3 protein-coding genes and 1 pseudogene are annotated in these 15,719 nt (G+C 76.0%); all 4 read left to right on the top strand.

Annotation, left to right across the window (positions count from 1 at the left end; genetic code table 11):
* Positions 1 to 6,056 (top strand): SDR family NAD(P)-dependent oxidoreductase (locus ACIPYQ_RS28100; RefSeq protein ID WP_401256389.1); only part of this gene is annotated, 6,056 nt, incomplete at its 5' end.
* A 136-nt stretch (positions 6,057 to 6,192) separates the two neighbouring features.
* Positions 6,193 to 12,807: pseudogene (locus tag ACIPYQ_RS28105) on the top strand (type I polyketide synthase); the annotation flags it as partial.
* Positions 12,804 to 14,882, top strand: coding sequence for an alpha-hydroxy-acid oxidizing protein (locus tag ACIPYQ_RS28110; RefSeq protein ID WP_401256392.1), 2,079 nt, complete (start codon positions 12,804 to 12,806; stop codon positions 14,880 to 14,882). The pseudogene ACIPYQ_RS28105 and the gene ACIPYQ_RS28110, both read left to right, overlap by 4 nt.
* Positions 14,879 to 15,676: a thioesterase II family protein gene (locus ACIPYQ_RS28115; RefSeq protein ID WP_401256395.1), complete on the top strand. Its 798-nt coding sequence runs from the start codon at positions 14,879 to 14,881 to the stop codon at positions 15,674 to 15,676. The genes ACIPYQ_RS28110 and ACIPYQ_RS28115 overlap by 4 nt, the downstream gene beginning before the upstream one ends.
* Positions 15,677 to 15,719 lie beyond the last annotated feature (43 nt).

Below are 15,719 nucleotides of genomic sequence, written 5' to 3' on the forward strand. Positions count from 1 at the left end.
ACGCCGCCGCCAACACCTACCTCGACGCCCTCGCCCACCACCGCCACCACCACAACCTCCCCGCCACCAGCCTCGCCTGGGGACTCTGGGACACGAGCACCGGGAGCATGGCCGCCCAGTTCTCGGAGGCCGACATCAAGCGGTGGGCGGCCAAGGGCATCCTTCCGCTGACCCCGGAACGCGGCATGGAGCTCTTCGACGCCGCGCTCACCGCCGGCCGGCCGGAGCTGGTGCCGATCGAGCTGGACCTCAAGGCGCTGCGCTCCCCGGAGCAGTCCGCGCCCGCCCTGCTGCGCACCCTGGTCCGCGCCCCGCGCCGGCGCGCCGCCGCGGCCACCGGTTCCTCCTGGGCCGAGCGCACCGCCGAACTGCCCCCGGCCGACCGCCGGCGTGCCGCCGGTGAGCTCGTACGGACCACCGTCGCCGCCGTGCTCGGCCTGGCGGGCCCCGCCGCCGTCAACGACAGCGGGCCCTTCATCCAGCTGGGCATGGACTCCCTGACCGGTATGGAGCTGCGCCGCAGGCTGGCCTCGGACAGCGGTATCGCGGTTCCCGCGACCGCCGTCTTCGACCACCCCACGCCCGGTGCGCTCACCGACTTCGTCGTCGCCGAGCTCGCCAAGATCGCCGGTGAGGCCGCCGCCCGGCCGGTCCGGGAGGCCGCGGCCGGCGCGGGCGTCGGTCAGGACGACCCGATCGTGATCGTCGGCATGGCCTGCCGCTATCCCGGTGACGCCCGCTCCCCCGAGGAGCTGTGGCGACTCGTCGCCGACGGCACCGACGCCATCGGTCCCTTCCCCGCCAACCGCGACTGGGACGTCGACGACCTCTACGACCCGGACCCCGCCCGGGCGGGCAAGAGCTACACCCGGCACGGCGGGTTCCTCTACGACGCCGACCGGTTCGACGCCGAGTTCTTCGGCGTCTCACCCCGGGAGGCGTTCGCGATCGACCCGCAGCAACGGCTGCTGCTGGAGACCACCTGGGAGAGCTTCGAGCAGGCGGGCATCGACCCGAGCACGCTGCGCGGCAGCCGCACCGGCGTGTTCGTCGGCACCATGTACGACGACTACGCCTCCCGCCTGTCCGCCGTTCCGGTCGAGTACGAGGGCTACCTGAGCACCGGCAGTGCCGGCAGCGTCGCCTCCGGTCGGCTGTCCTACACGTTCGGGCTGGAGGGCCCGGCCATCACCGTCGACACGGCCTGCTCCTCCTCCCTCGTCGCCCTGCACCTGGCCTCGCAGGCCCTGCGCCAGGGCGAGTGCACCCTCGCCGTGGCGGGCGGCGCCACCGTCATGGCCACTCCGCGGCCCTTCGTGGAGTTCAGCCGCCAGCGCGGGCTGGCGCCCGACGGGCGGGTCAAGTCGTTCGCGGCTGCCGCGGACGGTACGACGTGGAGCGAGGGCGTGGGCATCCTGCTGCTGGAGCGGCTCTCCGACGCCCGCCGCAACGGCCACGAAATCCTCGCCGTCGTCCGCGGATCCGCCGTCAACCAGGACGGCGCCAGCAACGGACTCACCGCCCCCAACGGCCCCTCCCAGGAACGCGTCATCCGCGAGGCCCTCGCCGCCTCCGGACTCTCACCCTCCGACGTCGACGCCGTCGAGGCACACGGCACCGGCACCACCCTCGGCGACCCCATCGAGGCCCAGGCCATCCTCGCCACCTACGGCCAGGACCGCGACGCCGACCGCCCCCTCCACCTCGGCTCGCTCAAGTCCAACATCGGCCACTCCCAGGCCGCCGCCGGCGTCGGCGGCGTCATCAAGATGGTCATGGCCATGCACCACGGCACGCTCCCGCGCACCCTGCACGTCGACGCGCCGAGCCCGCACGTGGACTGGTCGAGCGGCGCCGTCTCCCTCCTCACCGAGGCGACCCCGTGGCCAGAGACCGACCGGCCGCGCCGTTCCGCCGTCTCCTCCTTCGGGATCAGCGGCACCAACGCCCACGTCGTCCTCGAACAGGCCCCCGCCGCCGAGGCCGCGGAGTCCCGCGACCCGGCGACCCCCGCCCAGCTGCCCTGGGTGGTCTCCGGCCGCGGCACGGAGGGGCTGCGCGCCCGGGCCGCCCAGCTGCGGCGGCTGGCCGCCGAGGCCGGCACGGAGGGCGGCTTCGACCTCGCTCACCTGGACGTCGGTCACGCGCTGGCCACCACACGGGCGGCGCTCCCGGACCGTGCGGTCGTCCTCGCCGAGGACCCGGCGGGTCTGCTGGCGGGCCTGGACGCGCTGGCCCGGGGCGAGTCCGTACCGCAGCTCGTGACCGGGGACTCCGGCAGGGCCAACGGGGCTTCCGGAGTCGCGTTCCTGTTCACGGGGCAGGGCAGTCAGCGTCCCGGCATGGGCCGCGAACTGTACGAGACCCACCCGGCGTTCGCCGACGCGCTCGACGCCGTGTGCACGCGGATGGACGCGCACCTGGGTCTGTCGCTCAAGGAGCTGATCCTCGCCGGCGAGGGCAGCGAGCAGGCTGCCCTCCTCAACCGGACGCAGTACACGCAGCCCGCGCTGTTCGCCGTCGAGGTCGCGCTGTTCCGGCTGGTGGAGCACTACGGGCTGACCCCCGACCACCTCCTCGGCCACTCGGTGGGCGAGCTGGCCGCCGCGCACGTGGCAGGGGTCCTCTCCCTGGACGACGCCTGCACCCTGGTGGCCGTCCGTGGCCGTCTGATGCAGTCCGCCCCCACCGGCGGCGCCATGATCGCCATCGAGGCCACCGAAGCCGAGATCCTCAACACCCTCCCCACCCACCACGGCCACCTCGACATCGCCGCCATCAACGGACCGAACTCCACCGTCATCACCGGCGACCACAACGCAGCCCACCAACTCGCCACCACCTGGCGCAACAACGGCCGACGCACCTCACAACTCAACGTCAGCCACGCCTTCCACTCACCTCACATGGACGGCATCCTCGACGCATTCCGCACCACCGCCGCCACCCTCACCTACCACACCCCCACCATCCCCATCATCTCCAACCTCACCGGACGACCCGCCACCACCGAAGAACTCACCAACCCCGACTACTGGGTCCGACACCTGCGTCACACCGTCCGCTTCAACGACGGCATCCAGTACCTCCACAGCCAGAACGTCACGACGTATCTGGAGTTGGGTCCGGACGGCGTGCTCTCCGCCATGGCCCGTACGATCCTGGCCGCCGGGGAACCGGAGACCCGGGAGCCGGTCACCGCGGCCCCGCTGCTGCGCAAGGGCCGCCCCGAAGGCGGGACCCTCGCGGCCGCGCTCGCCCAGGCCTACGTACGCGGCGCCGACATCGAGTGGGGCGGGTTCCTGCCCGGTGGCCGGGCCGTCGCCCTGCCCACCTACCCCTACCAGCGCGACAGCTACTGGCTGAGCGCCCCGGCCGCCCCGGTGGCACCGCTGCAGGCCGGCGGACACCCCCTGCTGGACCGGACGGTCGAACTCGCGGCGGGCCAGGGATGGCTGTTCACCGGCACGCTCGACACCGGCGCCCACCCGTGGCTGGCGGAACACGCCATCCTGGGCCGGCCTCTGCTGCCCGGCGCGGCCGTCGCGGAGCTCGCCCTGTACGCGGCCCGGCGGGCGGGCGCGGCGCAGGTCGCCGAGCTCACCCTCGAACAGCCGCTGCCGCTGGACGAGCGCGTCACCGTCCAGCTGATGGTGGGCGCCCCCGGGCCCGACGGAACGCGCACCCTCGCGCTGCACTCACGGCCCGAGGGAACGCCGGACGCGGCATGGGTGCGGCACGCCTCCGGGCTGCTGGCCGACGAGGCCTGCGCAGCACCCGACGACGCGGCCGACCTGGCCGTCTGGCCGCCGCAGGGAGCCACGGAGATACCCGTCGGCGACCTCTACGCCCGCCTCGCCGAGCGCGGATACACGTACGGCCCCGCCTTCCAGGGCCTGCGGGCCGTGTGGAGCCACGGGAGCGACCTCTACGCGGAGGTGGTGCTCCCCGCGAGCGCCACCGGCCCGCACGCGGACGGCTTCGGTCTGCACCCCGCCGCCCTGGACGCGGCCCTGCACACCGCGCTCGTCGGGGCGGGGGCCGGGGACCGGCTGCTGGTGCCCTTCGCGTGGAGCGGTGTGACCCTGCGGACGTCCGGAGCCACCGAACTGCTGGTCCGCATGCGGCGGGGCGCGGGCGACAGCTACGCCCTGCTGATCGCGGACCTGGCCGGCGCCCCGGTGTTCACCGCCGACGCGCTCGCCGTGCGCGAGCTGCGGGAGGACCCGGCGGCCGCCGCCGGACCGGTGCACGGGGCCGCGCTGTTCGACCTGCACTGGTCCCCGCTGCGCGGGACCGCTCCCGTTCCGGCCGGCCCGTGGGCCGTCCTGGGCGAGGCGGACTCCGCCGTCGTGGATGCCGTACGGGCCGCCGGTGTGGCGGTCCGGGCCTACCCCGGCCTCGACGGGCTGCAGGACGCGGTCGACGGGGGCGCTCCGGTGCCCTCCGTGGTCGTGGCCCCCGTGCCCGCCGTCCCGGCCGGGTCCGGCCGGGCCGTCCTCACGGCCCTGGCGCCGGCCCAGCGCTGGCTGGCCGACGAGCGGTTCGCGGACTCCCGGCTCGCCTTCGTCACCGAGGGCGCGGTGGCGGTCGCGGACACCGAGTACCCGGATCCCGCCGTGGCGGCGGTCTGGGGCCTGATCCGCTCCGCCCAGTCGGAGCAGCCCGGCCGGTTCGCGCTCGTCGACACCGACGGCCGGCCCGAGTCCGTCCGCGCTCTCGTACCGGCCCTGGCCGCGCAGGAGCCGCAGCTGGCGGTACGGGCCGGGCGGATCGCGGAGCCGGCCCTGCGCGGTCACCGGCCCACCGTCGCCGAGGACGCCCCGGCGGCCTTCGGAGCGGACAGCCACGTCCTGGTCACCGGTGGTCTGGGCACGCTGGGCCGGCTGCTGGCCCGGCACCTGGTCAAGCACCACGGGGTGCCGCGGCTGCTGCTGACCGGCCGCCGCGGTGCGGCGACGCCGGGCGCGCAGGAGTTCACGGCCGAACTGGCCGCGCTGGGCGCCGAGGTGGCCGTGGCCGCCTGCGACACCGGCGACCGGGCCGCCGTGGCCGCCCTGCTGGCCTCCGTACCGGCCGACCGGCCGCTGACCGCGGTGGTCCACGCCGCGGGCGTGACCGACGACTCCGTCCTCGCCGGGCTCACCCCGGAGCGGATGGAAGGGGTGCTGCGGCCCAAGGCCGACGCCGCCCTGCACCTGCACGAGCTGACCCGGGACCTGGAACTGTCGGCCTTCGTCCTCTTCTCCTCGCTCGCGGGCACCCTGGGCTCCGCGGGGCAGGGCAACTACGCGGCGGCCAACGCCTTCCTGGACGCCCTGGCGCAGCGGCGCCGGGCCGCGGGGCTGCCCGCCCTGTCCCTGGCCTGGGGCCTGTGGGCGCAGGAGAGCACACTGACCGGCGACCTGGGCGAGGCGGACCTGAAGCGCCTGGCCCGCTCCGGGATTGGGGCGCTGTCCGCCGAGGAGGGCCTGGCCCTGTTCGACGCGGGCGTGGACTCCGGCGCCGCGGTCCTGACGGCCGCCCACCTCGACCTGCGGACGGTGGATCCGGACGCGGTCGCGGTCCTGCTGCGGGGGCTGGCTCCGGCCCGCCGCCCCGCGGGCGGCGCTCCGGCGGCCCCGGACACGGCGGCCGACCTGCGCGAGCGGCTGGCGCGGGCGCCCCGGCGGGAGCACCGTCACCTCCTGCTCGAAGCGGTACGGGTCGAAGTGGCGGCCGTCCTGGGCCATGCGAGCCGTGACCGGGTGCCGGCCGACGGCCGGTTCCAGGACCTGGGCTTCGACTCCCTGACCGCGGTCGAGCTGCGCAACCGGCTGACGGCCGCGACCGGCGTCAAGCTGCCGCCCACGCTCATCTTCGACCACCCGACCCCGGGTGCCCTCGCGGACCGGCTGCGGGCCGCGCTCGTACCGGACGTGCCGGCGCAGGACACCCCCGGGGAAGCCGTGAACGGCGCCGCCGGTCCCGGCGGCACGGACCTGCCGGACGGCGGGAGCGCGCTCGACACCATGAGCGCCGACGACCTGATCCGCCTGGCCCTGGGCGAGGGCTGACCCCCGCCCGGGCCCCCGGCCCCGGACCCGTTCCGGACGCCGGCCCAGACACCAGACCCACACCCAGCCCCCAACGGGGCCCCCAACAGGGAAGTACGGAGAGAACAGGATGGCTTCCACAACCCAACAGCAGGTCGTCGAGGCGTTGCGGGCCGCGCTGAAGGAGAACGAGCGGCTCAAGGCCGACCACGCCCACCTCGTGGAACGCGAGCACGAGCCGATCGCGATCGTGGGCATGGCCTGCCGCTACCCGGGTGGCGTCCGTTCCCCTCAGGACCTGTGGCGACTGGCCACCGACGAGGTGGACGCCGTCGGGCCGTTCCCCGCCGACCGCGGCTGGGACCTGGCGGGCCTGTACGACCCCGACCCGGACCGGCCGCACACCTCGTACACCCGGGAGGGCGGTTTCCTCTACGAGGCCGCGCAGTTCGACGCCGAGTTCTTCGGCGTCTCGCCGCGCGAGGCGCACAGCACCGACCCGCAGCAGCGGCTGCTGCTGGAGACCGCGTGGGAGGCCTTCGAGCACGCGGGCATCGACCCGGCCACGCTGCGCGGCAGCCGCACCGGTGTGTTCGTGGGCACCATGTACGCCGACTACATGAACCGGTTCTCCCCCGCCCCGGAGGAGTACGAGGGCTTCCTGAGCGTCGGCGGTGCCGGCAGCGTGGCCTCCGGGCGGCTGGCCTACACCTTCGGGCTGGAGGGCCCGGCCATCACGGTCGACACGGCCTGTTCCTCCTCGCTGGTGGCGCTCCACCTGGCCTGTGCCTCGCTGCGGCGCGGCGAGTCCTCGATGGCGCTGGTCGGCGGGGCCACGGTGATGGCGACGCCCATGCCGTTCGTGGAGTTCAGCCGGCAGCGCGGACTCGCCGCCGACGGCCGCTGCAAGGCCTTCTCCGCCTCCGCGGACGGCACCGGCTGGGCGGAGGGTGCCGGTCTGCTGCTGGTCGAGCGGCTCTCCGACGCCCGCCGCAACGGGCACCCCGTGCTGGCGGTGGTCCGCGGTTCGGCCATCAACCAGGACGGCGCCAGCAACGGGCTGACCGCGCCCAGCGGCCCCGCGCAGGAGCAGCTCATCCGCCAGGCGCTGGCCGGCGCCGGTCTCACCACCGCCGACGTCGACGCCGTGGAGGCGCACGGCACGGGCACCTCGCTGGGCGACCCGATCGAGGCGCAGGCGCTGCTGGCCACCTACGGCAGCGGGCGTCCGGCGGACCGGCCGCTCCACCTGGGCTCCCTGAAGTCGAACATCGGGCACACCCAGGCCGCCGCCGGGGTCGGCGGTGTCATCAAGATGACGATGGCGCTGCGCGAGGGGCTGCTGCCGCGGACCCTGCACGTGGACGAGCCCACCCCGCACGTGGACTGGTCGAGCGGCGCCGTCTCCCTGCTGACCGAGACGATCCCGTGGCCCGGGCAGGGCGACCGGCCGCGCCGGGCCGCGGTGTCCTCCTTCGGCATCAGCGGGACGAACGCGCACGTCATCCTGGAGCAGGCGCCCGCGCAGGAGCCGGCCGCCGCCGGGCGGCCGGCCGCGCTGCCGACCGTACCGGTGGTGCTGTCGGCGGCCGGCGAGCCCGCGCTGCGCGCGCAGGCCGACCGGCTGTACCGGCACCTGACCGAGGCGGACGGCGACGCCCTGCTGGACGTGGGCTTCTCGCTGGCCACCACCCGCGGCCACCTCCCGCACCGGGCGGTGCTGCTCTCCGAGGACCGCGACGAACTGCTCGACGGGCTGCGCGCGCTGGCCGACGGCGTGCCGGGGCCGGACGTGGTCCGCGCGACGGCCGGAGAGGGCCGCACCGCCTTCCTCTTCGCCGGCCAGGGCTCCCAGCGCGCCCGGATGGGCCAGGAACTGTACGAGACCTTCCCGGTGTTCGCGGCGGCCTTCGACGAGGTGTGCGCGGCCCTGGAACCGCACCTGGAGCAGCCGCTGCGGGAGGTGGTCCTCGCGGCCGAGGACAGCCCCGAGGGCGAGCTGCTGAACCGGACGCGGTACACGCAGCCGGCGCTCTTCGCCTTCGAGGTGGCCCTGTTCCGCCTCCTGGAGTCGTGGGGCATCCGGCCCGACGCCGTCCTCGGGCACTCCGTCGGCGCCCTCGCGGCCGTCCACACCGCGGGCGCCCTCTCGCTGGCGGACGCCGCCGAGCTGGCGGCCGTACGCGGCCGGATCATGCAGCAACTGCCTCCGGGCGGGGCGATGGTGGCCCTGCGCGCCTCCGAGGAGCAGGCGACGGCGCTGCTCGCGGGGCACGAGGAGCTGGTCTCCCTCGCGGCCGTGAACGGCCCTGCCGCCACGGTGCTCTCGGGCGACCGGGAGGCCCTGGCCGCCGTGGTCGCGGAATTCGAGGCGGCCGGCGGGAAGGCCACCTGGCTGCGCGTCAGCCACGCCTTCCACTCGCCGCTGATGGAACCGGCGATGGCGGAGCTGCGGGCCGTGGTCACGCGGCTGAGGTTCAAGGAACCGGAGCTCACCTTCGTCTCGGACCTGACGGGCCGGCCCGCGGGCGCGGACGAGCTCGCGGACCCGGAGTACTGGGTCCGGCACGCGCGCCGCGCCGTCCGCTTCCAGGACGGTGTCGGCGCCCTCGCGGAGCTGGGCTGCGCCCGCTTCGTGGAGGTGGGGCCGGGCACCGATCTGACTTCGATGGCCGCCGACTGCCTGGAGGAGGCGGCCCCGGGCCGCTCCGCGGGCCACACGCTGATCCCGTCGCTGCGCCGGTGCCTGCCCGAGGTGACCGCACTGCTCACGGCGGTCGCGCGGATGCACGCCTGCGGCGGTGACGTCGACTGGGCCGCCGTGTTCGCGGGCCGGGGGGCGCGCCGGGTGGAGCTGCCCACGTACGCCTTCCAGCACCGGCCGTACTGGATCGACCGGCCGGCCGGGACCGGGGACGTGAGCTCCGCCGGACTCACCGCCGTCGGGCATCCGCTGCTGACCGCCTCCACCGAACTGCCCGACAGCGGCGGTCTGCTGCTGACCGGCCGGCTCTCTCTGGCGCGCCACCCGTGGCTGGCCGACCACCGCGTCGGCGGGCGGGTGCTGCTGCCCGGCACCGCGCTGCTCGACCTGGTGACCTGCGCCGCCCGCGAGGCGGGCTGCGGCCTGGTCGAGGAACTCCTCCTGGAGGCACCGCTGGTCGTCCCGGAGGACGGGGAGGTCCGGCTGCGGGTGTCCCTGGCCGCCGCGGACGGCTCCGGCAGCCGGGCCGTCGCCGTCCACTCCCGTCCCGAGGACGACGCCGACGGGCAGGGCTGGTCCCGCAACGCCCAGGGCTCGGTCCTCCCCGACGCCTCCGGCCCGGCGCCGGAGCAGGCAGCGGACCTGGGCCCGGTGTGGCCGCCGGAGGGCGCCGGGCCGGTCTCCGTACCGATCTCGGAGCTCTACGCCGCCCTCGGCGCCAAGGGCCTCTCCTACGGGCCCGTCTTCCGCGGCGTGCGCGCCGTGTGGCGGCGCGGGACGGAGGTCTTCGCGGAGGTGGCGCTCCCCGGTGAGGGCCGGCCCGGCGCCGACGCGTACGGGTTGCACCCGGCGCTGCTCGACGCGGCCCTGCACCCGATCGCGCTCGGCGGCCTGATCGACGAGGGCGACGGCGGCGACGAGCGGACCTTCCTGCCGTACGCCTGGTCCGGCGTCCGCACCCACGGCCCCGCCGGCGCGGTCCTGCGGGTCCGGCTCGCGCCGTCCGGCGCGAACGCGGTGCGCATCGACGTCGCGGACGGCTCGGGCCGCCCGGTCGCCTCGATCGGCTCGCTGGCCCTGCGCCCGCTGCCGGCGGGGGCCGTGAACGCCCCCGACGCACCGCGCGACGGACTGCTGCTGCCGACGTGGGAGGAGCTGGCCGAACTGCCGCCGGCCCCCGCGACGCACCGCTGGGCGCTGCTCGGCGCGTACGGGCACGAGGACGACGGCGGCCCCGACGGCGCCGAACCGGGCCTCGGCACGGCCCTGTCCGGCCTGCCGGCCCTGACCGACGCGCTCTCCGCCGGCGCCGAGGCCCCCGCCCTGCTCGTCCTGCCCTGCCCGCCCTCCGCGGGCGGCGGCGCACCGGACACCGGCGCCGGGGCGGCCGTGCGCACCGCCCTGCATCAGGTCCTCGACACGGTCCGGCTCCTCGTCGAGGACGAGCGGCTGGCCGGCACCCGGCTGGCGGTCCTCACCCGGGGCGCCGTCACGCTGGGCGGAGAGCAGCACCCCGGAGAGCTCGCCCACCGCGCGGTGTGGGGCCTGCTGCGCTCCGCGCAGGCTGAGCACCCCGACCGGTTCACGGTCCTCGACGAGGACGGCACCCCCGCCTCCCGGCGGGCCGTGGCGGCCGCGCTCGCCACGGGTGAGCCGCAGCTCGCCCTGCGCGGCGGCACCGCCCACCGTCCCTCGCTCGCCGCGCAGGACGCGGACACCGTGCTGCGGCCGCCGGCGGACACCCCGCACTGGCACCTCGACTACGTGGCCAGGGGGACCTTCGCGAACCTCGCCCTCAAGCCCTGGCCGGAGGCGGCCGCGCCGCTGGAGGAGGGCCAGGTGCGGATCCGGATGCGGGTCGCCGGCCTGAACTTCCGCGACGTCCTGCTCTCCCTCGGGGTGATCCCGCCGTCCGTGGACGGGCACGCGGGCGGTTCGGGGCAGGGCGGCGAGGGCGCCGGCACCGTCCTCGAAGTGGGCCCCGGGGTCACCGACCTGAAGCCCGGCGACCGGGTGATGGGCCTGTTCTACGGCATCGGCCCGACCTCGGTCACCGACCGCCGGTTCGTGTGCCGGATCCCGGAGGGCTGGTCCTTCCGGCAGGCCGCGGCGGTTCCCGTCACCTATCTGACCGCCTACTACGGCCTGGTGGACCTGGCCGGCCTGCGCGCGGGCGAATCGGTGCTCGTGCACGCGGGCGCCGGCGGCGTCGGCACGGCGGCGATCCAGATCGCCCGCCACCTCGGCGCCGAGGTGTACTCCACGGCGAGCCCCGCCAAGTGGGACGCGCTGCGCGGCGCGGGGGTCGCGGAGGGGCGCATCGCCTCCTCCCGCACCCTGGACTTCGAGGAGGCCTTCCTCGGTGCCACCGGGGGCGAAGGCGTCGACGTGGTCCTCAACTCCCTCGCCGGGGAGTTCGCGGACGCCTCGCTGCGGCTGCTGCCGCGCGGCGGGCGGTTCCTGGAGATGGGCAAGACCGACCGGCGCGACGCGGCCGAGGTGGCCGACGCGCATCCCGGGGTGACGTACCGGACGTACGACGTCCGCGATCCCGGTCCGGACCGGATCCAGGAGATCTTCACCGACCTCCTCGGGCTGTTCGAGCGGGGCGCGCTCCAGGCACCGCCGGTGGCGGCCTGGGACCTGCGCCGGGCACCCGATGCCTTCCGCTACCTGAGCGAGGCCCGGCACATCGGCAAGGTGGTGCTGGACCTGGCCGACGAGAACGAGCGCTGGGACACCACCCGGGCCGTCCTGATCACCGGCGGTCTCGGCTGGCTGGGCCGGCTCGCCGCCCGCCACCTGGTGGCGGAGCACGGGATACGGCAGCTGGTCCTGATGGGGCGCGGCCTGCCCGGCGAGGACGCCGCCCGGGACATCGCCGAGCTGCGCGCCCTGGGCGCGGACGTCCGTACGGTGCCCTGCGACGCGGCCGACCGGGCCGCGCTGGCCGCTGCCCTCGGCGGACTGGCCGGCGACGGCGTCCGCCTCGGCGGGGTCGTGCACGCGGCGGGCGTCCTGGACGACGGCCTGATCACCTCGATGACGGCCGAGAGCCTGGAGCGGACCCTGCGTCCGAAGGTGGACGCGGCCCTCAACCTGCACGCGCTCACCGAACCCCTCGGCCTCGACGCGTTCGTCGTCTTCTCCTCCCTCGCGGGAACGCTCAGCTCTCCGGGGCAGGCCGGCTACGCGGCCGGCAACGCGTTCCTCGACGGGCTGATGGAGTACCGGCGTTCGGTCGGCCGGCCCGGCGTCTCCGTCGTGTGGGGCCTGTGGGAGGGGGCCGGCGGCATGGGCGCCGGTCTCACCGACGCGGACGTCGCCCGCATGGCGCGGGTGGGCGTGGCTCCCCTCACCTCGGAGCTCGGGCTCGAACTGCTGGACGCCGCGGTGCGCCGCGACCGTCCGGTGGCGGTGGCCGCGCGCTGGAACCTCGACGGGCTGCGGGCCCGGATCGCGGAGGGCGCGGCGGTGCCGGCCCTGCTGCGGAGCCTGGTGCCCGCCCCGGCGAGCGCCGCGGGGGCTCGGTCCGCGCCCGGGGCGGCGCAGGCGGCCGCCGAGGCCTCGCTGACCGGTGACCGGCTGCTGGACGCCGTGCTCCACGAGGTCGCGGCCGTCCTCGGCCACACCTCCGGCGCTGCGGTGGACCGGGACGGGGCGTTCGACCGGCTGGGCTTCGACTCGCTCACGGCGGTGGAGCTGCGCAACCGGCTCGCCGTCGCCACGGGCATCAAGCTGCCCGCCACGTTCATCTACGACTGGCCGACCCCGGCCGAACTGGTGGTCCACCTGCGGGAACAGCTCCCGGAGGAGGCCGCCGAACCGGCCGGGGGCCAGGCCGGGGAGCAGGCCGCGGAACAGGCCGTGGGCACGGCCGGTGCCACGGCGGCGGCCGGCCCCGGCGCCGGCGCCACCGTGGCGCTGCTCGCCGACATCGCCCGGCTGGAGGCCGCGGTCGCCGACCGGCCGCTGAGCGGGGCGCAGAGCGCCGTCGTCAGCGAGCGGCTGCGCGAGCTGCTGACCGAATTGGGTTCTATGAAGGAGGATCACTCCGCGTGGGCATGACCAACACCCCGACGGCCGCGCCGGCTCCGCCGGCCGGCCGTGCCACCGGGTCGACCGGGCCCGCGAACCGGCCCGTCGACCCCTCCCGGTGGATCCGTACCTACCACGCCCGGGAGTCCGCGACCGCCCGCCTCGTGTGCTTCCCGCACGCGGGCGGGGCCGCGAACGCCTTCGCGGCGCTGTCGGCCGCGCTGCCCGAGGACATCGAGCTGCTCGCCGTCCAGTACCCCGGCCGCCAGGACCGGCGCGCGGAACCCTGCGCCGAGGACATCGGCGAGCTCGCCGCGGGCGTGGCCGAGGCCCTCGCCGCCTCCTCCGACCTGCCGCTGTTCCTCCTCGGCCACAGCATGGGGGCCCTCGTGGCCTTCGAGACGGCCCGGCTCCTGGAGGAACGCTCCACCGTGGCCCGGCTGTTCGTCTCGGCGGCCCGGCCCCCGGCGCAGGACTGGGAGGAGCCCGACCTGACCGGGGTCGGCGACGAGGAACTGGTCGCCGGGCTGCGGCGGCTCGGGGGCATCCCCGAACCGCTGCTGCGGGACCCGGAGATCGTCGGCGAGGTGCTGCGCCTGCTGCGCGCCGACCACCGGGCCCTGATGCGCTACCGCTGCGCCGACGGGGCGGCCGTTGCGGCCCCCCTGACCGTGCTCCTGGCGGCGTCCGACCCGAAGAACTCCCTGGAGCAGATGGCCGGCTGGGCGGCGCACGGCAGGAACGGACACACGGTCGTGACGCTGTCCGGCGGGCACTTCTCGCTCGTCGAACGGCCCGGGGAGACCGGACCGCTGCTCACCCACTGCGTCCGCGAGGACCTGGCGCGGCCCGCCGCGGCGCCTCCCGCCGCGGAACCGGCGGCGCCCGCCGCCCCGGCCGAGGAGCCCCTCGCCGACCTCGTACGGGAGATCCTGCTGGGCGGCCTCGAAGGCCGCACCCCGGCGCTGCCGACCGACCCGACCGCGCTGGAGGCCGCGGCCCGCGCGGTGATGTCCCCCGAGGGCTACGCGTACGTGGCGGGCACCGCCGGCTCCGGCGCGACCGGCCGGGCCAACCGCACCGCCTTCGACCGCCGGCAGCTGGTGCCGCGGATGCTGCGCGGCACCCGCCGGACGGACACCTCGGTGACCCTGTTCGGGCAGCGGCTGCCCGTCCCGGTGCTGCTCGCGCCGCTGGCCGCGCAGCAAGTGGCCCATCCGGAGGGCGAGTCGGCCACGGCGCGGGCCGCCGCGGCGGCCGGAGTGCCGCTGGTGCTGTCGACCTTCGCCTCGCGCACCCTGGAGGAGGTGGCCGAGCATGCGGGTGACCACCGGCGCTGGTTCCAGCTGTACCTGCCCTCGGACCGGGCGGTGGGCGAGTCGCTGGTGCGGCGCGCCGAGGCTGCCGGCTACACGGCGATCGTGGTCACGGTCGACGCCACCCACCTCGGTTTCCGTCCGGCCGAACTCGACAGCGGCTATTCGCCGTTCCTGCGCGGGACGGGCATCGCCAACTTCACCAGCGATCCCGCGTTCCTGGCCGGACTGCCGGCCGGGGCGGACGCCACCGCGGCCGTGCTGCGCTGGGCGCAGATCTCCACCGACCCGACCCTCACCTGGGAGGACCTGGCCTGGCTGCGCGGGCTGACCCGGCTGCCGCTCCTCGTCAAGGGCATCCTGCATCCGGACGACGCCCGGCTGGCGCTGGAGCACGGCGCGGACGGCGTGGTCGTCTCCACGCACGGCGGCCGGCAGCTCGACGGCAGCGTGTCCGCCCTGGACGCGCTGCCCGCGGTGCGCGCGGCCGTCGGCCCGGACGTACCGGTGCTGATGGACTCCGGGGTGCGGACCGGCAGTGACGTGGTCAAGGCCCTGGCCCTCGGCGCGGACGCCGTCCTCTACGGCAGGCCCTACGTGTACGGGCTCGGGCTCGGCGGCCGGGCCGGCGTCGAGCACGTCCTGCGCTGCCTGCTGACCGACCTCGGCCTGGCGCTGGCCCTCACCGGCTGCGCCTCCCTCGCGGACGTCGGGCCGCACCTGCTCGCGGGCACCACCTCGGACACCTCCGGGCCCCACGGGCCCGCGGAGAACGGAGATCGGCGATGAAGCGACCCTACGGCTCGGGCTCCGACCCGACGGGCTGGCTGCGCAGTTACCACCGGCCGCCGGCCGCCGCCCCGACGCTGGTCGTCTTCCCGCACGCGGGCGGTTCGGCGACGGGCTACTACAGTCTGTCGGCGGCCCTGTCCGACAGCGCCGAGGTGCTCAACGTGCAGTACCCGGGCCGCCAGGACCGGTTGGGCGAGCGCTGCATCGAGGACATCGGGGAGATGGCCGACCAGGTCGTCGAGGCCCTGCTCCCCCGCGCGCCCCGGCCGCTGGCGCTGTTCGGGCACAGCCTGGGCTCGATCGTGGCGTACGAGGTGGCCCTGCGGCTGGAGCGACTGCACCCGGACCGCGCCCCGATCGGCGTGATCGTCTCGGGCCGGCCCGCGGCCGCCATCCACCTGAGCCGGGGCCTGTCCCGCATGAAGGACGAGGAGCTCGCCTCGTCGATCTTCGACCTGGCCGGCACCCCGCCGGAGCTGCTGGCCGACAAGGACCTGATGGCTGCGGTCCTGCCCTCCCTGCGCGCCGATTTCAAGGCGGCGGAGAGCTATCAGGGCGGCGTGGGCTCCCGGCTCGCCTGCCCCCTCCACGCGTACTCCGGGGCGCAGGACTTCAACGTGCCGCGCGAGGGGCTGCTGCGGTGGAGCGAGCACACGGCGGCCGCCTTCACGGCGCGCTTCTTCGAGGGCGGCCACTTCTACATCCAGTCCTCCGAGCACGAGGTGGCCCGGGCGATCACGGATGACCTCCGCGCCTTCGCCACCGCCTCGCTGGTGGGCAGCGGCCGCTGACCCGGCGGCCCTGCGACCACGGCGAAGGCCCTCCCGGTCAACC

The sequence above is a fragment of the Streptomyces sp. NPDC090045 genome, assembly GCF_044747975.1.
GTDB lineage: Bacteria > Actinomycetota > Actinomycetes > Streptomycetales > Streptomycetaceae > Streptomyces.